The organism is Nocardia sp. 852002-20019_SCH5090214 (genome assembly GCF_001665865.1).
GTDB classification, from domain to species: domain Bacteria; phylum Actinomycetota; class Actinomycetes; order Mycobacteriales; family Mycobacteriaceae; genus Nocardia; species Nocardia nova.
This window is the reverse complement of the sequence record NZ_LZMK01000368.1, coordinates 91620-112445: the sequence shown is the minus strand read 5'-3', so window position 1 is coordinate 112445 and position 20826 is coordinate 91620. Positions and strand designations below refer to the sequence as shown.

General features: G+C 69.1%; 21 protein-coding genes. 6 read left to right on the top strand and 15 right to left on the bottom strand.

Annotated features, from left to right (window positions below):
* Positions 1-17: 17 nt before the first annotated feature.
* The 5 genes from A5780_RS28970 to A5780_RS28950 form a co-directional block, all read right to left on the bottom strand.
* Positions 18-737: a 3'(2'),5'-bisphosphate nucleotidase CysQ gene (locus A5780_RS28970; RefSeq protein ID WP_063002033.1), complete on the bottom strand. Its 720-nt coding sequence runs from the start codon at positions 735-737 to the stop codon at positions 18-20.
* 187 nt (positions 738-924) lie between these two features.
* Positions 925-1443: a hypothetical protein gene (locus A5780_RS28965; protein WP_063011765.1), complete on the bottom strand. Its 519-nt coding sequence runs from the start codon at positions 1441-1443 to the stop codon at positions 925-927.
* 11 nt (positions 1444-1454) lie between these two features.
* Complete coding sequence (locus A5780_RS28960) at positions 1455-2243, bottom strand: enoyl-CoA hydratase (protein WP_064905401.1); 789 nt, start codon at positions 2241-2243, stop codon at positions 1455-1457.
* A 9-nt stretch (positions 2244-2252) separates the two neighbouring features.
* Positions 2253-3431: an acyl-CoA dehydrogenase family protein gene (locus A5780_RS28955; RefSeq protein WP_064910410.1), complete on the bottom strand. Its 1179-nt coding sequence runs from the start codon at positions 3429-3431 to the stop codon at positions 2253-2255.
* Positions 3415-4413, bottom strand: coding sequence for an acyl-CoA dehydrogenase family protein (locus A5780_RS28950; protein ID WP_063011823.1), 999 nt, complete (start codon positions 4411-4413; stop codon positions 3415-3417). Before A5780_RS28950 ends, A5780_RS28955 begins: the two co-directional genes overlap by 17 nt.
* A 178-nt stretch (positions 4414-4591) precedes the next feature.
* On the opposite strand from A5780_RS28950, the gene A5780_RS28945 reads away from it, so the two are divergent.
* From A5780_RS28945 to A5780_RS28935, 3 genes are all read left to right on the top strand, one after another.
* Positions 4592-5245 (top strand): TetR/AcrR family transcriptional regulator, encoded by a 654-nt coding sequence (locus A5780_RS28945; RefSeq protein ID WP_063011759.1) that lies wholly within the window; start codon positions 4592-4594, stop codon positions 5243-5245.
* A gap of 44 nt (positions 5246-5289) precedes the next feature.
* Positions 5290-6102, top strand: coding sequence for an acyl-CoA thioesterase II (locus tag A5780_RS28940; RefSeq protein WP_064910408.1), 813 nt, complete (start codon positions 5290-5292; stop codon positions 6100-6102).
* Between the two features lie 172 nt (positions 6103-6274).
* Positions 6275-7093 carry an SDR family oxidoreductase gene (locus A5780_RS28935; RefSeq protein ID WP_063011755.1) on the top strand — a complete coding sequence of 273 codons (819 nt, stop codon included), beginning with the start codon at positions 6275-6277 and terminating at the stop codon, positions 7091-7093.
* Between the two features lie 17 nt (positions 7094-7110).
* Here A5780_RS28935 and A5780_RS28930 read toward each other — a convergent pair whose 3' ends face one another.
* The 3 genes from A5780_RS28930 to A5780_RS28920 are packed head-to-tail and all read right to left on the bottom strand — an operon-like array spanning position 7111 to position 10593.
* The gene (locus tag A5780_RS28930) at positions 7111-8022 is read right to left on the bottom strand and encodes an ArgK/MeaB family GTPase (RefSeq protein WP_063011753.1); all 912 of its coding nucleotides are present in this window, start codon (positions 8020-8022) and stop codon (positions 7111-7113) included.
* Positions 8019-9164, bottom strand: coding sequence for a thiolase family protein (locus A5780_RS28925; protein ID WP_064910406.1), 1146 nt, complete (start codon positions 9162-9164; stop codon positions 8019-8021). The genes A5780_RS28930 and A5780_RS28925 overlap by 4 nt, the downstream gene beginning before the upstream one ends.
* Complete coding sequence (locus A5780_RS28920; protein WP_064910404.1) at positions 9157-10593, bottom strand: class I adenylate-forming enzyme family protein; 1437 nt, start codon at positions 10591-10593, stop codon at positions 9157-9159. Before A5780_RS28920 ends, A5780_RS28925 begins: the two co-directional genes overlap by 8 nt.
* 53 nt (positions 10594-10646) lie before the next feature.
* On the opposite strand from A5780_RS28920, the gene A5780_RS28915 reads away from it, so the two are divergent.
* Both A5780_RS28915 and A5780_RS28910 read left to right on the top strand, forming a co-directional pair.
* On the top strand, positions 10647-11411 hold the full coding sequence (locus tag A5780_RS28915) for an SDR family NAD(P)-dependent oxidoreductase (RefSeq protein ID WP_063011747.1): 765 nt from the start codon (positions 10647-10649) through the stop codon (positions 11409-11411).
* Entirely contained in the window at positions 11408-12157 is a 750-nt protein-coding gene (locus A5780_RS28910; protein WP_063011745.1) for an SDR family NAD(P)-dependent oxidoreductase, read from the top strand. The genes A5780_RS28915 and A5780_RS28910 overlap by 4 nt, the downstream gene beginning before the upstream one ends.
* A gap of 35 nt (positions 12158-12192) precedes the next feature.
* Here the strand turns inward: A5780_RS28910 and A5780_RS28905 are convergent, their stop codons facing one another.
* The 5 genes from A5780_RS28905 to A5780_RS28885 all read right to left on the bottom strand — a co-directional run bounded on the left by A5780_RS28905 (position 12193) and on the right by A5780_RS28885 (position 17237).
* A complete protein-coding gene (locus tag A5780_RS28905) occupies positions 12193-13005 on the bottom strand; it encodes an LLM class flavin-dependent oxidoreductase (RefSeq protein ID WP_064910574.1) in 813 nt (270 codons plus the stop codon).
* 89 nt (positions 13006-13094) lie between these two features.
* Positions 13095-13874 carry an enoyl-CoA hydratase/isomerase family protein gene (locus tag A5780_RS28900; protein ID WP_063011743.1) on the bottom strand — a complete coding sequence of 260 codons (780 nt, stop codon included), beginning with the start codon at positions 13872-13874 and terminating at the stop codon, positions 13095-13097.
* Between the two features lies 1 nt (position 13875).
* Positions 13876-14964: an acyl-CoA dehydrogenase family protein gene (locus tag A5780_RS28895; protein WP_064910402.1), complete on the bottom strand. Its 1089-nt coding sequence runs from the start codon at positions 14962-14964 to the stop codon at positions 13876-13878.
* Complete coding sequence (locus A5780_RS28890; protein ID WP_064910572.1) at positions 14951-15856, bottom strand: acyl-CoA dehydrogenase family protein; 906 nt, start codon at positions 15854-15856, stop codon at positions 14951-14953. The genes A5780_RS28895 and A5780_RS28890 overlap by 14 nt, the downstream gene beginning before the upstream one ends.
* Positions 15834-17237, bottom strand: a complete 1404-nt coding sequence (locus tag A5780_RS28885) for a class I adenylate-forming enzyme family protein (RefSeq protein ID WP_064910400.1) — start codon at positions 17235-17237, stop codon at positions 15834-15836. Before A5780_RS28885 ends, A5780_RS28890 begins: the two co-directional genes overlap by 23 nt.
* 73 nt (positions 17238-17310) lie before the next feature.
* Here A5780_RS28885 and A5780_RS28880 point away from each other — a divergent pair, with 73 nt between their 5' ends.
* On the top strand, positions 17311-18357 hold the full coding sequence (locus tag A5780_RS28880) for a ferredoxin--NADP reductase (protein WP_064910398.1): 1047 nt from the start codon (positions 17311-17313) through the stop codon (positions 18355-18357).
* Between the two features lie 108 nt (positions 18358-18465).
* On the opposite strand, the gene A5780_RS28875 is transcribed toward A5780_RS28880, so the two are convergent.
* Positions 18466-19587: a CaiB/BaiF CoA-transferase family protein gene (locus tag A5780_RS28875; protein ID WP_082976790.1), complete on the bottom strand. Its 1122-nt coding sequence runs from the start codon at positions 19585-19587 to the stop codon at positions 18466-18468.
* Positions 19584-20540 (bottom strand): TIGR03564 family F420-dependent LLM class oxidoreductase, encoded by a 957-nt coding sequence (locus A5780_RS28870; RefSeq protein ID WP_064910570.1) that lies wholly within the window; start codon positions 20538-20540, stop codon positions 19584-19586. The genes A5780_RS28875 and A5780_RS28870 overlap by 4 nt, the downstream gene beginning before the upstream one ends.
* Positions 20541-20826: the final 286 nt, after the last annotated feature.

The following is a 20826-nucleotide window of genomic DNA, read 5'->3' as shown; positions in this document are numbered from 1 at the left end:
CGCCGGGCCGCCACCACTCAGATCCCGAAGTCCCGCAAGGCTTCCAGGACTTCGTCCGCCAGTTCCGGACGGCAGATGAGCAGATCCGGGAGGTAGGGGTCGGGCTGGTTGTAGATGAGCGGCGAGCCGTCCAGGCGCGAGGTGTGCAGGCCCGCGGCGGCGGCCACCGCGACGGGGGCGCAGGAGTCCCATTCGTACTGCCCGCCGGAGTGGGCGTAGATGTCGGCTTCGCCGCGCACGACCGCCATGGCTTTGGCGCCGGCCGAACCCATCGGGATGGTCTCGGCGCCGAGCGCGGCGGTGAGATGGTGCACGCAGGCGGGTGGGCGGCTGCGGGAGACGACGATGCGCGGCGGGCCGTCGTGGGCGGGCGGGAGTACCGGCGGCGCACCGGTTTCCAGCACCAGCCCGGGCACCGGAAGCGCGACGGCGCCGATCTCGGCGCGGCCGTCCACCGCCAGCGCCACGTGCACGGCCCAATCCGCTCGCGGGGGCTGCCCGTATTCGCGGGTGCCGTCGAGCGGGTCGACGATCCACACTCGGCTGCGGGACAGGCGAATCGGATCGTCGGTGCTCTCCTCCGACAGGACCGCGTCGTCGGGGCGCAGCTCCGCGAGCCGCTTCAGCAGCAGTTCGTCGGAACGCCGGTCCCCGACCGCACCACCCTGGTCACGAATCTCGAGCAGGAGCTCACCGGCTTCCCGGGCGAGCTCGGCGGCCACCGCGTGGTCGTCCATATTCGGTTCTCACTCTCCCGCCGGACGGCGAACCGACGCCGACCGGGCGCACCTGGCGCGCCGGCGTTCGGCCGGCGCTCGCATCGCCCCGCGGTGATCGGCGGGACCCTTGCAGTGTGCCAGCCGGTGCGGCCGCGGTGGCGTGCCCCCTGTCGCTGCGGGTCGATCAGGGGGCCGGAGCAGCCGCTCAGCAGGCGGGTGCGGTGCCGCCCTGCAACTTCAGCAGCGCGCAGAAGGTGGAGGCGGCGACCTTCCACTGCCCGTTCTCCTGCACGGCCTGCCCGGACTGATCCGGCAGCACCGGATTGCCGCCCATGAGCAGCGTGTAGGTGACATCGGCATGGCCGGCGTCGACCGTGACGACCTTCGAGACGGTGGCGGAGGTGCCCTGCGCCTGCGGGTTGTTCGCCTGGGCGGCCAGCACCGGCGCGAACACGTCGCCCTTCTCCACCGCGGCCGCGCGTTTGTCGGCGGGCTGTTTGGCGTCGAAGAACAGCACGTAGGCGTCGGTGACGGCCTTGGTGGTCGCCGGGTCGGCCGCCGACGATCCGGCGGCGGGCGCCGCCGCCGAGGTGGTCGCCGCCGCGGCCGTGGTGGTCGAGGCGCTGTTGTCGGACTTGTCGTCGCTACAGCCGGTGACGGTCGCCGCTGCGATCACCGCGATGCCGCACAGACTCGCCGCGCCGCGAATCATCTTGTTGCGCATGGATATACCCTTCACTCGATCTTCTGTTTCATCTCGTCCAGGTTGACCAGAATCGGATAACCGTTGACGCTCAGCGCATTACCGTGCCCGGTCTGGTGCACGTCGAACACCGACTGGATGGCCGCGTAGAAGCCCTGCACATCGAGGGTCTGGTTGACCGCGCGCTTGGCCTGGCGCAGACCGAACGGCGGCATCGCGGCGATGCGTTCGGCCAGTGCCCGGGTGCGGGCGTCGAGGTCGGCACGCGGCACGACACTGTTGACCATGCCGATCTGTTCGGCCTCCCGCGCGGTGACCGCCCGCCCGGTGAACAGGATCTCCTTGGCCTTGCGCGGGCCCAATTCCCACGTGTGCCCGTGGTATTCGACGCCGCCGATGCCCATCATCACCACCGGATCGGAGAACTGTGCGTCCTCGGCGGCGACGATCAGATCGCACGGCCAGCACAGCAGCAGCCCACCCGCGATGCAGCGGCCCTGCACTGCGGCGATGGACGGCTTCGGGATGTTGCGCCAGCGCAGCGAGAATTCGAGGTACTTCCTCGATTCGATGGCGTAGATGCGCTCGAGGGTGACCGTCGACGGGTCCGGCCACGAGCGGTCCTTGAGATCGTGTCCGGCGGAGAAGTGTTTCCCGTTGGCGCGCAACACGATCACCGCGACATCGTCGTCGGCGCCGGCCTTCTGCCAGGCGGCATCCAGTTCTTCCAGTAGTTCGCCGTTCTGGGCGTTGGCTGCCTCCGGGCGGTTGAGTGAGATGGTCGCGATCTTGTCGGCGACCTCGTATTCGATGTACGACATGGCGACTCCTCAGCCTCGGGGCAGACCGAGCACGCGCTCGGCGATGATGTTGCGCTGGATTTCGGATGTGCCGCCGGCGATCGTCCCGGCGAAACTGCGGGTATAGCGTTCGAACCAGCTGGCGCCGAAGGCATCCAGATTCAACGGGTTGAACGCCGAGGTCCGCGCCGGGTGGATCAGGCCATCGGCTCCCTGCGCGCGCAGCGCGTGTCCGGAGGCGGTCTGCACCGCCTCGGAACCGAAGACCTTCAGCACCGACAGCGCCGCCACATCCTGTTCGTCGCGCGCGGCCCGGGCCAGCGCCGCCGAACCCAGTAACCGCAGGGCGTAGCTGTCCATGATCAGGGTGGCGTAGTGATCGCGATCGAGCACCGTCTGCGGAGCGAAATCGGCGGCGAGTTCCTCGAGCCGGTCCGCGTAGGACAACCACAGCAGTGTGCGTTCGTGTCCGAGTGAACCGTTGGCGACACCCCATCCGCCGTGCAGCGGGCCGACCAGATTCTCCGCCGGCACCCGCACGCCTTCGAAGAACACCTCGTTGAAATCCAGATCGTGCGGACCGCACACCGAGGCGAACGGCCGGCGCGTCACGCCGGGGGTATCGGTGGGGATCAGCAGCACGCTGATGCCCTTGTGTTTCGGCGCGTCCGGATCGGTGCGCACGAAGGTCAGCAGCACGTCGGCGTCGTGGGCGCCGGAGGTCCACACCTTCTGCCCGTCGACGACGAATTCGTCACCGTCGCGCACCGCCCGGGTACGCAGACCGGCCAGATCCGATCCCGCGCCGGGTTCGCTCATGCCGAGTGCGGCGGTGATCTCCGCGCGCAAAATCCTTCTCGCCCAACGGGTTTTCTGCTCCTCGGTGCCGAACGACAGCAGCGAGGCCGCGACGATTCCGACGCCCTGCGGATTGAAGCTGTGATAGATGCGCCGATCCGACAGCTCCTGCAGATGCACGTACTGCTGCAGGATGGTGGCATTGCGCCCGCCGAATTCGGGCGGATTACCGGGCAGCAGCCAGCCGTGATCGAACTGCAGCCGCTGCCAGTCCCGCGCCCATTCGGGCACGTCGGCACTGGAATGCGACCGCCGCCGGCTCGCGGTGGCCGCATCGGGCAGATGGGCGTCGAGGAAGGCTGCGAATTCGGCCCGGAACTCCTCGACGTCGTCGTCAAATCTCAGTTGCACGGCACTCCTCGGCGATCAGCGCCCGGTGTTCGGCCGCACCGCCGAGCATCAGCTCGCCGGCCTGGGCACGTTTGAGCGCGAACTGCAGGTCGTTCTCCCAGGTGAATCCCATAGCTCCGAACAGCTGTAATCCGTTGCGGAACACCACGTTCTGGCACTCTCCCGCGGCGGCCTTCGCCATCGAGGCCGCCAGCGCCCGGCGCGGATCGTCCTCGGCGATGGTCAGCGCGGCGAAATAGGCCAGCGCCCGGGCCCGCTCGATCGCCACGTGCATATCGGCGGCCTTGTGTTTGACCGCCTGCAGCGAGCCGATCGGCACGCCGAACTGGTGGCGGGTGCGCACATGGTCGAGCACCAGATCCAGAATCCGCCGGCAGGCACCGACGACGGTCAGAGCCATTCCGGTGACGGCGAACTGACGCGCCCGCGCCACATCCACGGTGCTGCGCCGATCGTGTCCGGCACGCACGCCTTCGAAGCGCACCTCGGCGATATGCAGCACGGGATCGAAGACCGCACTGCGGCGCACCTGCACCTCGGCGGCCGGCACCACGAACACACCGGCCCTGGTCACCACCGCGAACTGTTCGGCGCGGTCACCGTCCAGGACGTGGTGCGCGGTGCCGCCGAGCACCCAGCCGTCGGCGTCGAGGACCGCGTTCACACCGTCGTACACGGCCGTGCCCGACCGTGCGGGATCCGCGAATTCCGGTGCCAGCGGCGCGAATTGGGTCATCGTGGCCAGATACGGCGTCGGATCGGTGGCCCGGCCCAGTTCCTCGAGGACGATCGCCAGCTCGACAGCGGCCGCGTCCCCGGTCAATTCGGTCCAGCCCAGCCCGATGTAGCTGCGCCACAAGGGCATCGGGTCACCGTCCTTGTCGGCGATCTCCCGGATCAGCGTCGCCGGGCATTGTCTGCCGACCGCCTCGCGCACGGTGTCGCGCCAGAGTCTTTGTTCGGAGTCGAACTCCAAAAGCATCCCGGACCGCCTCTCTGGCCACTAGACTGCCTACCGACGCGAGAATATCATTCTCCACAACAGAAAGTAACAGTCTCTCGTGCCGTTCCCGAACACGCGCCCTCGGTGCCCGGGAACATGACATTCTCCGGTACAGTGCATTCATGTTCTGCACACATAACCAAGGACCGAGCCGACCGTGAGCAGCCCCAGCGAAGAGCCCGCCTGGAAGCAACGCGCCGTCGAGCGCTCGATCCGGACCGCGAAATTGCGTGCCGAACAGCGAGTACAGCGCTTCCTCGACGCGGCGCAGGCCATCATCACCGAGAAGGGCACCACCGACTTCACCGTGCAGGAAGTGGTGGACCGCTCCAAACAATCGCTGCGCAGCTTCTACCTGCAGTTCGACGGTAAACACGAACTGCTGCTGGCCCTGTTCGAGGATGCGCTCAGCCGCACCGCGGACCAGCTGCGCGCTGCCGCCGACGGGCAGGACGATCCGATCGACCAGCTCCGGGTGACCATCGAGCTGCTGTTCGAACTGAGCCGCCCGGATCCGACCGCGCAGCGGCCGCTGTTCACCGATTTCGCGCCGCAGCTACTGGTTTCGCATCCCGCGCAGGTGAAGGTGGCGCACGCGCCGCTGCTGAGCCTGATCACAGAGTTGATGGAGAAGGCCCAGGCACAGGGCCGGTTGCGCAAGGATCTCAACGCGCGCCGGACCGCGGCGATGGTCATGCAGACGGTGATGTTCACCGCGCAGTCCACCGGCGGCACCGACGAGGAGACCACCCACCCCATCACCGCCGAAGAGGTGTGGAACTTCTGCGCCCACGGCTTTGCGCAAGACTGAGAATTTCATTCTCGTAATCGAGAAGGTCGCTTACACTCGGATCCATGCCCGATCTGTGGAGCGACCTTCTCGCTTGTCTCGACCTGCGTTCGGTTCCGGCCGAGGACGACCGCGATACCGCGGTGTTCTCCGGCCCCAACCAGAGCCTGGGGTACTACCGGATCTTCGGCGGCCAGCTGCTGGCGCAATTCGTGCGCGCCGCCCAGCTGGCCTGTCCGGACAAGTCCGTCAAATCGCTGCATGCGCTGTTTCCCCGCGAGGGTAAACCGGACGAGGCGCTGCGGTACCGGGTGCAGGTCCAGCATCAGGGACGGACCTTCGCCTCGGCGACGATACTGGCCGAGCAGGCATCGGGAATCGTTGCCACCGCGGCCATTTCCCTGCACGCCGCCGACGACGGGCCCGAGCAACAGGCGACCGCACCGATCGGCCCGCTGCTGTCGGCCGAGCACAAGGCCGGATTCGACATCATCCCGTGGGAGACCCGCACGAACGTCGACCTCGACGACACCGGTTCGGCCGCACCGGAATTCGAGTTCTGGATGCGCACACCGGCCGCGGACGCCACGCTCGCACCGGCCTTGACCGGCTACGCCACCGACCTCACCCTGATCGGCACGGCACTGCGCCCGATCGAGGGGGTGTGCCAGCGCGGCAACGGCACCGCGTTCCGCTCCGCGGTCACCAGCCACACCCTCTGGTTCCACCGGCCGTTCCGCACCGACGACTGGCTGTTGCTGCGCCAGGACAGCCCGGTGATGGCACAGGGCCGCTGCTTCGGCCGCGGGGACGTCTTCACCGAGAACGGTTCGCTGGTCGCGTCTTTCGCCCAGGAAGCCATGGTGCGGTTCCCCTAGCCGAGCCCTTTCCCGGTCGGCCCATCCGGCATCGGGCCGGTTCTCCGCGTCGCGTAAGCCGATGGCCGGCTGTTTCCCGGCCGCCGCGAAGTGATAGAACCTGTTCTAGAACCCTCTTTCCGCTCGATGGGTTTCGAGCGCGGTGCGCGGAGGGGCGGAAGGAGTTCGTCCGGTGCAGGTCGCTGGCAAGGTATTCGTCGTCACCGGCGCGGGTAACGGCATCGGGCGCTGCGTCGCCCTCGAATTGGTGCGACGAGGAGCGATCGTCGCCGGCGCCGACCTCGACGAGCAGGCACTGGCCGCGACCGCGGACCTGGTCACCGACCGATCCCGGTTCTCGGCCCACCGCCTCGACATCGGAGATCGCGACGCGGTGCAGGCCTTCCCCGATGCGGTGATCGCCGCGCACGGCCATGTCGACGGCCTGTTCAACATCGCCGGAATCGCCCAGCAGATGCAGACCGTCGCCGAGGTCGACGACGACCGCATCGACACCTTGATGCGGGTGAACTTCTTCGGCTCCGTATGGATGTGCCGGGCATTCCTCCCGCACCTGTCGCAGCGCCCGGAGGCCACGATCATGAACACCTCGAGCCTCTCGGCGATCGTGCCCGTTCCGGGTTCGACGTTCTACGGGGCCTCCAAAGCCGCGCTCGCGATGTTCGGATACGGATTGTCCCAGGATCTGCGCGGGCGGCGCTCCGCCGTCACGGTGACCACGGCTCTCCCGGGGACGGTGTGGACCGATCTCGTGCGCGCGAGCGCGGCGCAACTGGGAGCACCCGAACCCGTGGCCAGAGCATTCGCGGCACGTCCGGAACGGGTCGCGAAACGAATGATCGACGCAACGATGCGCGGGCGAGGCCGGGTGGTCATCGGTAAGGACGCCCACGTCTACAACCTCACCCGCCGGCTCAGTTCTCGGCTGGCGGACCGGCTCGCGTATCTGCAGGTCGGCAAGATCTTCTACGCTCGCCGCGGCGGACACTGAGCCGGCCGGGAACTACCTCACCACCGGATGGCCGGTGCCGGGACCGCGGGCGAACGCGGCACCAGCCGCTCCGCGGCCGTGTAGGCATCCAGGCTCCCGCGGGCGACTTCCTCGGCCAGCCGTGCCAGGTCGGGATGGGCTCGCACGCGGGTGTGCACCAGCGACAGGATCTGCGCCCGGGCGCGGGCGGCGCGGCGTTCGGGGTTGTCGCTGCGCTGGTGCGCGTCGATGGCCTCGGCCAGTTCGGCCACACCGGTGCCGTTCTCCGCGACAAGGGTCAGGATGGGGGCCGAGGATTCGCCGCGCAGTTCCCGCACCGTCCGGTCGGCGCCGGGCCGGTCGGCCTTGTTCACCACGAGGATGTCGGCGATCTCCAGCAGCCCCGCCTTGGCGGCTTGAATCGCGTCTCCCGCACCGGGATTCAGGATGACCACGGTCGGATCGGCGACCGCCGCGACCTCGATCTCCGATTGCCCGACCCCGACCGTCTCGACCACGATCCGGTCGTAGCCGAGATCGGCGAGCAGCCGGATCGCGGCCGGCACCACCGCGGCCAGGCCGCCGATATGCCCGCGGGTGGCCACCGAGCGGATCAGCACACCGGGGTCGCCGACATGGGCCGACATGCGGATGCGGTCTCCGAGCAGAGCGCCGCCGCTGTAGGGCGAGGACGGATCGACCGCGAGGACGGCGACCCTCGCACCCTGCGCCCGATACGTGCCGACCAGCGCCGCGACCGTGGTCGATTTTCCGGCGCCCGGCGGGCCGGTGACGCCCAGCACCCGAGGCGTGGCGACCGAGCCGAGCAGCGCGAGAACCTCGTCGCGGCTGCCGTTTTCGACCATGCTCAGCAACCGCCCGGTGGCTCGCAGGGAACCCTCCCGGGCGGCGGCGAGCAGCCGTTTGGCCTCACGCCCGGCGGTGGTCACGGAGCGGGCACCTCGATCACGGTCGCCGATCCCATACCACCCCCGGCGCACAGCGCCGCGATACCGAATCCGCCGCCGCGACGGCGCAATTCGTGGACCAGGGTGACGATCATGCGGGCGCCGGTGGCTGCCACGGGATGCCCCAGCGAGCAGCCGCTGCCGCTGTAGTTCACCCGCTCGGGATCCAGGTCCAGCGCCTTGACCGCGGCCAGCGGGACCGAGGCGAAGGCCTCGTTGATCTCGATCAGCTTCACCTCGGACAGTGAGATACCCGCCCGCGCAACCGATTTGGTGATCGCCTCGATCGGCGCCAGGCCGGTGTCGGCGGGGTCCACGCCCACCGAGGCCCACGAACGGATGACACCCAGCGCGGGCAGGCCCAGCCGATCCGAGGCGATGGCCAGCGCGGCGGCGCCGTCGTTGGATCCCGAGGCGTTACCCGCGGTGATCGAGAACCCCTCGATCTCCGGATGCAGCACCTTCAATCCGGCGAGCCGCTCCAGGCTGGTGTCGCGGCGCGGATGTTCGTCGACGGAGAATTCGCCGTGCGGCGTCTCGATCGCGACGATCTCCTCCTTGAACCGGCCCTCGTCGATGGCAGCGATCGCGTTGCGATGCGAACGCAGGGCCCAGGCGTCCATCTCCTCGCGCGAGATTCCCGCCTTGACCGCGGTATTCCAGCCGACGGTGATCGACATATCCAGATTGGGCGCGTCCGGGCGGTCCGGATGCGACGGCGAGACCCACGGGTCGATCCATTCGTCCGCACCGACCCGGAACCGCACCCGGGGCCCGGTGGAATCGGAATTCACACCACCGGCGAGGACGAGTTCGTCCATCCCCGAACGGATTCCGGCCGCCGCGCTCTGCACCGCGGCCATTCCCGCCGCGCAGTGCCGGTTGGCGGCCAGTCCCGGTACTGTGGTGAGCCCGGCCGTCACCGCCGCGTGGCGGGCCAGCACCCCGCCGCCGTAGCGGCCCTCGCCGAGGATGACGTCGTCCACCCGGCTCGGGTCGATATCGCGGGCGACCGCCGCGACCACATGGTGGGCGAGGTCGAAGGCGTTGGTGTCGCGCAGCGTGCCCTTGCGCGCGGTTCCGATGGGGGTCCGCACGGCGGAGACGATGACGGCTTCAGGCATGGGAGCTCTCCAATTCGGCGACGAGGTTGCGGCGCAACAGTTTTCCGGTTTCGGTCTTGGGCAGTTCGGCGCGGAAGACGATCGCGTCGGGGGTTTTCGAGGACCGCATCCGCTCCCGCACCCACCGCTTGATCTCTTCGGGATCACCGGCGCCCACCACGACCGCGACCAGGCGCTGCCCCCATTCCGGATCGGGCACCCCGATCACCGCGGCCTCGCTGATCCCGGGATGGGTGAGCAGCACATCCTCGATTTCGGCCGGTGCGATGTTCTCCCCGCCGCGGATGATGGTGTCGTCGGCGCGGCCCTCGATGAACAGATAGCCGTCCTCGTCCAGCCTGCCCAGGTCACGGGTGCCGAACCAGCCGTCGGCATCCAGCGCGGTGCGCGCACCGTACTCTCCCGAGATCTGCTCGCCCCGCACGTACACGAGTCCGGTCTGCCCGATCGGCAGCGATTCCCCCGCGGCACTGCGAATGTCGAATTCGACGCCCGGCAGCGCCCGGCCGGCGGAGCTCAGCCGCTCGCGGATCGCGGGATCGGTCGCGGCCTGTGCGGCGCGATGATCCTCCGGTCCGAGCACCGCCACCGAGGAGGCGGTTTCGGTGAGGCCGTAGGCATTGACGAACCCGGCCTCGGGGAACATCGCCAGCGCCCGTTCCAGCACCGGCCGCGGCATCCGTGAACCGCCGTAGGCCAGGCTCGCGAGCGTCGGCGTAGCCGCGTCGGCGCCGTCGACCGCGGTGACGATGCGGGCCAGCATGGTCGGCACCAGCATGGCGTGCGTGATCCGCTCGGCCCGAACGGTTTGCAGCCATCGCTGCGGTTCGAACGCCGGCAGGTACACCACACGGCGGCCGGTGTAGAGATTGGAGAGCAGATTGGTGAGTCCCGCGATGTGGTACGGCGGGACCGATACCAGCGATGCGTCGGATTCCGCGGCCGTGCCGAACTCCATCGTGTTCAGCAGGTAGGCCATCAGATGCCGGTGTCGCAGCAGCGCCGCCTTGGGTTCGGAGGTGGTGCCGCTGGTATAGATGATCGCGGCCACCGCCTCGCCGTCCCACGGGGCCGACTGCGGTTCCTGATCGGGCTGTGCCGCATCGGTTTCCACCAGGGCGTCGAGATCCCCGGGGCGCAGCACCCGCGCACCCGGATGCCGCGCCAGCAGTGCCGAGAGTTGCTGTTCGCCGAGCCGATAGTTCAGCGGCACGAACGGCACCGCGGCCAGCACGGCGCCGAACAGCGCCACCGGATAGGCCAGGTGGTTCGTGCCCAGATACAGCACGGCCGAACTGTCGGCGAACTCCGCGGCCGCGCGGCGCGCCAGTCGCAGCAATTGCGACGCCGTGAGCGAACGGCCGTCGACGGTGATCACCGGCCGGTTTCCGGCCGAGGCCGCCATCTCGAGGATCATGCTAATGTTCATGAGAACATTATTCTCTCAGCAAGAGAGTGTTGATTTCAAGAGAGGGCAGCGTCATGGAGATCAGCGGTAGCGCCGCGATCGTGGTGGGCGGCACCGGGGGGCTGGGCGAAGCGACGGTGCGGCGGCTGCACGCCGCGGGAGCCAAGGTGGTGGTGGCCGATGTCGCCGACGACAAGGGCAAGGAGCTGGCCGCCGAACTCGGCATCCGCTACGTGCACACCGACGCCACCAGCGAGGAGTCGGTGCAGGCGGCGATCGCCGAGGCGCAATCGCTGGGCCCGCTGCGCATCTCGGTGGACGCGCACGGCGGGCCGGCCAGCGGTGGCCGCTTGGTCGGCAAGGACGGCAGCCCGCTCGCGCTCGACGGGTTCCGCACCACGATCGAGTTCTATCTCACCGCCGTATTCAATGTGCTGCGACTCTCGGCCGCGGCGATCGCCCAGTCCGAGCCGGGCGAGGAGGGCCGGCGCGGTGTCATCGTGAACACGGCGTCGATCGCCGCCTACGAGGGCCAGATCGGGCAGTTGCCGTACTCGGCGGCCAAAGGCGGGGTGGTCGGCATGACGCTGGTCGCCGCACGTGACCTGTCACCGCTGGGCATCCGCGTGGTCACCATCGCACCCGGCACGTTCAACACCCCCGCCTACGGTAAGGCCGCCGATCAGCTGGAAGCCTATTGGGGCAAACAGGTTCCGCATCCCAAGCGGATGGGCCGCTCCACGGAATACGCGCAACTGGTGCAGTCCATCGTGGAGAACGACTACCTCAACGGTGAGGTGATCCGCCTCGACGGCGCCCTGCGCTTCCCGCCCAAATGACCTCTCTGACAGGCAAAGTCGCGTTCGTAGCGGGTGCCAGCCGCGGTATCGGCGCCGCGATCGCGCACGGCCTGGCGGCGGCGGGGGCCGAGGTGGCCGTCGCCGCCCGCTCGCGGGAACCGGGGCGGTTGCCCGGAACCATCCACTCGGTGGCACAGCGGATCACCGAATCCGGCGGCCGGGCCCTGCCGGTGGCCTGCGATGTCACCAGCGCGGAATCCGTCGAGACAGCCTTGGTGGCAACGGTTTCCGAATTCGGCGGGGTCGACATCGTGGTGGCGAATGCCGGGGTACTGGCACTGAGCCCGATCGAATCGACCCCGGACGCCCGCTGGCAGCGCTGTCTGGACGTCAACCTCACCGGCGTCTTCCACGTCACCCGGGCGGCGATTCCGCTGCTGCGTGCTCGCGGCGGCGGTTCGATGATCGCCATCACGACCACCGGCGTCGGCATGCTCGACCGCGGCGCCAACGCCTATTGGATCACCAAGGCCGCCGTGGAGCGCATGTATCTGGGACTGGCGGCCGATCTGCGCGCGGACAATATCGCCGTCAACTGTCTGTGCCCGTCGCGGGTGGTTCTCACCGAGGGCTGGCGGGCCGGTGGCGGCGGACAGCGGATTCCGGCGGAGATGGTCGAACCGCCGGAAACCATGGCGGAGGCCGCGGTACTGCTCGCGCGGCAGGACGCGACCGGCATCACGGGATCGGTCCAACAGTCGGAAGTGCTGCTGGCGCAACGCTAGCCGTCGTCGGCACAGCGCGGCGGCTCCGGCGGTCGTTACGACCGGGCGCGGCGCATGCCACCGATGACCGCGTCACCGAATTCGGCGAGAGTCTCCGGGTGCGCGAAATCGGTGAACCAGATGTAGAACCGTTCGACACCCTGCTCCGCGGCAGCGGCGAAGTGCGCGATCAGCTCCTCGGCATTTCCACACACCAAACCGCCTACCAGATAACCGAATCGGCGCCGGCTCACCTCGCGCACCCGGTCGGGATCGGCGCGGCGTCCCACGAAACCCACCAGCTGCTGGGTCGACACGCGCGCCCGCCCGGCGCTCGACCGCAACCGTGGCAGCCGGTCGAGCTGGTTGGCCGGCAGGTTCCACCAGTCCGCGTAACGACGCACCAGCGCCATCGTCGCGGGACCGGACCCGCCGATCACGATCGGAATCCGCGACGTCGGTGCGGGTGCCAGGCCGAGGTCCCCCTCACCCGACCAATACCGCGGCAGCAGTGCCAGCGTGCGTTCCAACCGGGCCCGGCGGGCCGGCCCGTTCTCGTGGCCGATGTCGAAGTCGGCCAGTTCCTTCGGCACCGACCCCGACCCGAGCCCCAGCTCGAACCGGCCACCGCTGGCCTCCTGCAACGCCACCGCTTGTTTCGCCAGCATCGCGGGATGGCGCAGCGCGTCGCAGAGCACCAGGTGGCCGATGCGCAACCGTTCGGTGCGCGCGGCCACCCAGGCGGCGACCGTCATCGCCTCCCACAGCGGCTGCTGTTCGGCGCCGGGCGCCCGCAGATGATCGATGAAGGCGATCCCGTCGAATCCGCCGGCCTCCGCCGCCCGGGCCCGCGCCACGATCTCGGCCATATCGAACCGGATCTGCGGCAGGAACAGATACCACTGCGCCCCGCCTGCCACTGCCCGGCCTGCCTCCACTCCACCTACCGCTGCCACGGCTACTTCTTCGCGCCGTTCTTCGGCGCCGACAACCGGGCCAGATTGGCGCGCAGATCCTCCGATTGGAAGGTCAGGTCCTCGGCGGTGAGCGCGAAGTCGAGAGTGGCCAGCACCGCGCGCTCGAGCTGCAGGTTCAGGATCCGCTTGGTGGATTCGACTGCCTGCCTGGGCAACCGGATGATCCGTTCGGCGCAGGCGCGTGCCTCGGCGACCGGATCGGCGACCACGTGATTGACCAAACCCATCTCCCGCGCCCGCTCGGCCGGGATCCGGTCACCGGTCAGCGCGTACTCCTTGGCCAGCAGCAGGCTGGTGTGCAGCGGCCAGGTCAGTGGGCCGCCGTCGGCGGCCACCAGTCCCACCTGCACGTGCGGATCGGCGAGATAGGCCTGTTCGGCGATGTAGACGATATCGCTGAGGGCGACCAGGCTGCAGCCCAAGCCGACCGCGGGCCCGTTCACGGCGGCCACGATCGGCACCCGGCACCGAGCCATCCCGAGCACGATATCGCGGCCGTGCGCAATGGTTTTCGCGCGCAACTCGGCATCGCGGCTCAATTCGCCGAGGTAGGCGAAGTCGCCGCCGGCGGAGAAGGCGCGCCCGGCGCCGGTGAGTACCGCGACGCGGGCCTCCCGATCCTCGCCGAGTCGCGGCCACAGCCGGGCCAGCCCGGTGTGCAGCGCGTCGTCGACGGCGTTGAGCGCGTCGGGGCGGTTCAAGGTGATGATGCGAATCGGGCCCTCGGCCCGGACGTCGACTTCGGCGGGCAGGTCGTACATGTCAGGCTCCCAATCCGAGTATGCGGGCGGCGATGATGTTCTTCTGAATCTGCGAGGTGCCGCCCATGACGCTCTGCGCGCGGCTGTAGAGGTAGGTGCCGAACATATCGGCGTCGTCGGTGCCGGCGACGGTCAGCGCGGCATGGCCGACGGCCTGGTCCACCCACGTCATGAGCAGTTTGTCGAGTGAGCCGTCGGGGCCGTGCGAGACGCCGTCCAGTTGTTCGGACAACCGGCGCCGCACGTGCAGCCGCAACATCTCCGATTGCACCGCCGCCCAGGTCAATTCGTCGGGCAGCAGCCCGTCGACGCGGTCGACCAACGCGCGCACCGTCTTGGCGTAGCGGGCCGAATAGCCGAGAGTCGACGGCTCCCGCTCGTGACCGACGACGGTCATCGCCAGCTTCCAGCCCTCACCGGGGGCGCCAACCATCCGATCGGCCGGCACGGTGGCGCCGTCGAAACTCACCTGCCCGAATTCGGTGGTGATACCGCTGATCATGCGCAGCGGCCGCTGCTGCACACCCGGCTGCTTCATCGACACGATGAACGCCGAAATCCCCTTGTGCCGAGGCGCTTGCGGATCGGTGCGGGCCAGCAGCAGGCACCAGTCCGCGACATCGGAGTAGCTGGTCCAGATCTTGTGGCCGTGGATCACATAGTGGTCGCCTTCGAGGGTGGCGGTGGTGGTCAGGGCGGCGAGATCCGAACCGGCTCCCGGTTCGCTGAAGCCCTGGCACCAGCGTTCGGTGCCGTCGATCATGCCGGGCAGGAATCGCTGTTGCAGTTCCCTGTTGCCGTGGCGGCCCAGGCCCTGGATCAGATAGCCCAGACTCGGCCGCGGCGGGGCGCCCGCGCGGGCCAGTTCCTCGTCGACGATCACGTCGTAGACCGGCGCCAGATCGTGTCCGCCGAACTCCTTCGGCCACGACGATCCGAAGAAACCGGCCCGGTACAGGGCGCGATGCCACGCGCCCTGACGGGCCCAGTATTCGTCACCCGAGGTCGGGAAGTCGCCGGCGACCTCGGACAGCCAGCGCCGCAACCGATCCCGGAATTCGGCCTCGGCCGGTGAGTCACGAAAGTCCACGGGCGATCTCCTCCAGACGGACGGGAAACAGTTCGGTCGAGACCAGGGCGCGGCGAAGGTAGATGTGCGCCAGGCATTCCCAGGTGTTGCCGATGCCGCCGTGCACCTGGATGGCGGTTTCGCAGACGGTGCGCGCGGCGCGGGCACCGTAGATCTTGGCGATGCGGGCGGCGCGCACCGCCTCGTCGGGCGACAGTTCGTCCACTCCCCAGGCGGCGTAGCGCAGCACGCTGACCGATCCCTCGATCAAGGCCTGCGATTCGGCGAGCAGATGCGCCACGGCTTGGTAGGAGCCGATCGTCTTGCCGTACTGGGCACGGATTTTCGCGTAGTCGACGGCCAGCCGCTGCGCGCCCCGGGCGGCGCCCAGGAGGTCCGCGGTGGTGCCGACCAGGGCGAGGGCGAGCCATTGCGACGCCTGATCCGGCGACAGTTCCCCGATGTGCTCGAGCCGCCCGTCGAGCTCGGCCGCCGCCCTGGTCGGATCCGCCGACGGCGCGGCGGGACCCAGCCGGCCGGCCAGCACCTGACCGTCGGCGAGCACCACCGCCCGATCACATCCGGCCGCGTCGACGGCCCGTCCACGCACCCCCAGTGTCCAGCGACCCTCGTCCCCGGCGGGATGGCCGCGCAGATCGTCGGCCAGCACCGGACCCAGAAACGCCACGTCGACCAGTCCGCGCGCGAATTCCTCGGCCACCAGCGCCACTTCCACGCCCGACGCGCCGTCGGAGCGCAGGGCTCGCCATCCGGTCAGCTCGACGGTCTTGTCCAGCCGCGTGATCCGCTCCCGGTCGGCCAGTTCCGCTACCGAGCCGGGCCCCAGATCGTCGGCCAACTTGGCTGCGGCATCACGCAATTGGCGCTGTTCACTGGTCAGACGGACGTCCATAGCGCTCCTCGAGGACTCGGCGCAGCACCTTGCCGGACGGCAGGCGCGGAATGTCGGGGACGAACACCACCCGGCGCAGCCGCTTGTATCCGGCCAGGCGATCGGCGACCAGAGCGGACAACTCCTCCGCGGTCACCGGCGCGGCGGCCGACACCGCGGCGACGATCGCCTCGCCGTCGGCGCCGTCGGCCACACCGAAGACCGCGCAATCGGCGACGGCGGGATGCCCGTGCAGGACGGACTCGATCTCGGCGGGCGCGACCTGGAAGCCGCGGACCTTGATCATCTCCTTCACCCGATCGGTGATGCGGACCCAGCCGTCGGCGTCGATCCAGCCGACATCGCCGGTGCGGTACCAGCCGTCCACGACGGCCCCCGCGTCCGCGCCATCGGGCAGATAACCCGCCATCAGCGACGGCGACCGCGCCTGGATCTCCCCGATCTTCCCGGGCGGCAAAGGTTTTCCGTCCTCGAGCGACGCCGTTCGCAGGCATACCCCGGGCGCGGCGCGTCCCACCGTGTCCAGCCGGGCGCCTTCGATCGGATTACAGGCCAGCACCGGCAGTTCGGTGGCGCCGTAGGCGGGCAGCCAGCGCACGCCCGTGCGGCGGGTCACGGTTTCGGCCACGCTCACCGTCACCGGCGTCGCGCCCCACATGATGTAGCGCAGCGAGGACAGGTCGAACGATTCCAGTTGCGGATGCGAGGCGATGGCCAGCGCGATCGGCGCCACCGCCATCTCCACGGTGATGCGGTCGCGTTCGATGCTGCGCAGCATCGACTCCAGGTCGAAGCGGCGATGTAGCCGCATCCAGGCGCCCACCCGCAGCGCGGTGACGATGTTGAGCAGGCCGAGGATATGGGACGGCGGGGTCAGGATCTGGATCCGGTCGTCGCTGCCCAACTCCAGCACCTGCTGCCAGTCCCGCACCGCGGCCGCGAACGAGGCGTGCGTGTGGCGCACCGCCTTGGGCAGGCCGGTGGTGCCGGAGCTGAACACCAGCACTGCATCCGATTCCGGATCCGGCGGGTCGAATTCCGCGCGGCTGGGCGTGATCGGGTCGTCGAGATCGAGCATGGGCATCAGTTCCGCCAGCACCGGATGGTCGCCGGCCGCGAATCCGGGTGTGGTGATCGCGAGCGCGTGCTCGACCTCGGCTCGCCGCCACGCCGGGCTCAGCAGGACCACCGCCGCGCCGAGCTTCCACGCCGCCAGCACCGCGAGCACGAATTCCGGGCGATTCGACGACATCACGGCGATCCGGCTGCGCGCGCGAACGCCGCGCGCGTGCAGGGTCTCGGCCAGTCCGCCGGCCAGCTCGTCGAGCTGCGACAGGCTGTAGTGCCGATCGTCGAACACGATCGCCGTCGGCTCGGTCATGAGAAAATCCCATCTCGTTCAGGAGAACGCTATTCTCTTTGTATAAGAATCTTAATACCAGGAGAGGCGTTCCATGGCGAGTCCCCCGATGTTCCGGCCCGCGACCGTGACCCGGATCGTGAAGGAGTGCGCCGATGCGCGGACTTTCGTGCTGGCCCCGCACGACGGCCCGCTCACCTATCGCGCCGGACAGTTCTGCACCTTCCGGGTCCGGGTCGACGGCACCGATCTGTATCGGTCCTATTCGATGTCCAGCGCACCGGAAACCGACTCCGAACTGATGACCACGGTCAAGCGGGTGCCGGGAGGCAAGGTCTCGAACTGGTTGCTGGACAACGTGTCCGAGGGTGACGTGATCGATATGGGCCGACCCGCCGGCCGATTCTGCCTGCGCGACACCGAGGTTCCGCTCCTGGGCTTCACCGGCGGCAGCGGGATCACGCCGGTGCTCTCGCTGGCAAAGAGCGCCCTGGCGACCACCGAGCGCCGCGTGCGGCTGTTGTGCGCGGACCGCGACGCGGAATCGGTGATCTTCGGCGCGGCACTGCCCGAGCTGGCGGAGCGCTATCCGGGCCGGCTCCAGGTGATCCGGCATCTGGACAGTGCCGCCGGGCTGCTCGACCCGAGGGCGGTGCGCGACTTCGTCGGCGCGGACGGTCACGGCGACAGTTATGTGTGCGGACCGGAGAAATTCATGGAGATGGTGGAGGCGGCCCTGCCCGGCCCGGGGGTGATCTTCAGCGAACGGTTCGGCGCACCGGTCCCCGAACTCGCCGATTCGGCGACCGAGCCGGCACCCGCAACCACCTCCGATACCGCCACGCCCGCAACCGAATCCGGCGCTGGCGGTGGCACGATCACGATCTTCCTCAATCGCAAGAAGGCCACGGTGCCGCGCCACGCCGGCGAGACCCTACTGGAAAGCGCCCGCCGCGCGGGCCTGACCCCGCCGTTCTCCTGCGAATCCGGCAACTGCGCCACCTGTATGGCCCGGCTCAGCGAGGGCAGCGCCACGATGCGGGTGAACGACGCCCTCGCCGACGACGAGGTCGAGGACGGCTACGTCCTCACCTGCCAAGCGGTGCCGGACACCGAGTCGGTGACGGTGCATTACGAATGAGCGGAGTCCGCGGGCGGTCGTCCCCGGTCGGCCGCCTCGGTTCCCGCAGGGATGTGGCCGTATCGGTGTGAGCAGCGCCGAGGCCGACGCTGGTCGGCGCCTATCGACTCAACGCACCGGCTCCTGGTTGTCGTGTTCACCCAGCCGGGGGGGCGGGCCGTATTCCGGTGTGTAGCCGTCGATTCGGATGGGAGATGCCACCAAACGGTACGTCCCCGCGACGGCCACGGCGTCGGGCGTGGCGTCGAGCGCTTCGGGCAATGTGCGGACCGCGGCGGCGGGAATGCCCAGGGGGCGCAGCCGCGCCTCCCAGCCCCGGGCGTCGTCGCGGGCCAGTGCGGCGGTCACCGCGGCGAGCACCTCGGCTCGCCGGCCCACGCGTTCGGCCATGGTGTCGAAGCCCGTCACCCCGGCCTCGGCGGCGAAGGCCTTCCAGAAGCGGTCGTGCGTGACGAACAACGCCAGGTAACCGTTCGCGGTCGGAAACAGCTGTGCCGGAACGTAATACGAATGCGCGCCGAACGGGCGCCGCTGCGGATGTTTGCCCTCGTTGAGATACGCCGCCGCGTGATAGTTCAATTGCGACAACATCACATCACGCAGCGAGACGTCCACCTGACCACCGCGGCCGGACACGATCTGCGCGAGCAGACCCAGCGCCGCGGTCAGGCCGGTGGAGTTGTCGGCGGAGGAATAGCCGGGCAGGGTCGGCGGTCCGGCCGGATCGCCGGTGAGGGCGGCAACCCCCGTGGCGGCCTGCACGATGTAGTCGAAGGCCGGATCGTCGCCGCCGTAGAGACCGAATCCGGTGATCGCGACGCAGACGATCGCCGGGTTGAATTCCCGCAGCGAGGCGTACGTCAGGCCGAGCCGGTGAATCGCCGAGGGTTTCAAATTCACCAGCAGCGCATGCGAATGCGCGACGAGCTCACCCAGGCGTGCCCGGCCGGCCGCACTGCCTGGGTCGAGACGAATGCTGCGCTTGCCGCGGTTCAGGCTCGCGAAATAGCTGTCGCCGACCTGCCGGGAGATGTCGCCGCCGGCCGGTTCCAGCTTGGTGACCTCGGCCCCCAGATCCGCCAGCATCATCGTCGCGTACGGACCGGCGAGCATGGTGCCGACCTCGAGAATGCGAATCCCCGCCAGCGGACCGGCACTGGTGCGCTCCGCCAACGCTCCGGTTCGCCGGTCCGGACCCGTACCGGACGCCGCAGAGACGTCGGTGCTCATCGTAATTCCCGCGCGATACCGGCGATCATCTCGCGGGTGCGGCGCTTGGAGGCGATCAGTTCGCCGCGAGTGTCACCGATCGGCAGCAGCCGGATCGAGACATCGGTCGCACCCGCCTCGGCGAAACGGCGCAATCCGGCCGCGATGGCGGCCTCGTCACCGGCCACGCAGATGTCGCCGACGTCGCGAGCATCGCCCTGTTCGAGCAGGCGCTGATAATTGGGCGAGATTTCCGCCTCGCCGAGGATGCGATTGGCACGCGCCTTCGCCTCCTCCACCTCCGAATCCCGGCACAGGCAGACCGGAAGTCCCGCCACGATGCGCGGCGGTGTCCGGCCCGCGTCGGCGGCGGCCTTGGTGATCTTGGGCGTCACATGATCGGCGATCGCGCGCTCGTCGGCCATCCACAGAATGGTCCCGTCAGCCCGCTCCCCCGCGATGCGCAACATCACCGGCCCGAGCGCGGCCACCAGCACCGGCACCGGGGCGACCGGACCCAGATCGAGCGGATTGTGCACGGAGAACGTGTCGTTCTCGACGTCGACGGTCCCCGGGCCGGTCAGTCCCGCCGCCAGCACATCCAGGTAGTCACGGGTGTAGGCCGCCGGGCGCTCGTACGGCAAGCCGAGCATGTCGCGCACGATCCAGTGATGCGAGGGGCCCACCCCCAGCGCCAATCGCCCACTCGCGGCGGCCTGCGCCGAGAGCGCCTGGCGTGCCAGGGCGATCGGATGCTGCGCCTGCAATGGCACCACGGCGGTCCCCAATTCGATGCGGCGAGTCCGCAATCCCATCGCCGCGACCGTGATCAGCGCGTCGAAATCGCTCGGAATCTGCGGAATCCACGCGGTGTCGAGCCCGGCCTCCTCGGCCCAGGCGATGTCGTCGAGCATCCGGCTCAGCTTGCGCGCGGAATCCCCCTTCTCCGGTCCGATCATCACTCCGACACGCACGAAGACCTCCAACCCGCCGCTACGCCGGGCGACCGCGTCACCCACTGATGAATACGGTACTTGCGAAAAAAGAGAATGCCAATACCGCTAGCGCGGTCATACGTTATCGAACCGGTGGCGCAGCGTCGAGCGGCGCCTTCGCAACCGCTGCGCAAACCCTCCCGCCTCCGCGCGCACGACCGGGCGGCCATCCGACTCGGGATGCGCTGAAAGCCGTTGCCACGAACGGGGATCGAATGTCCGATTCGCGAACGGTGACCTACCCACCGGCAACTCACCGGCCGGG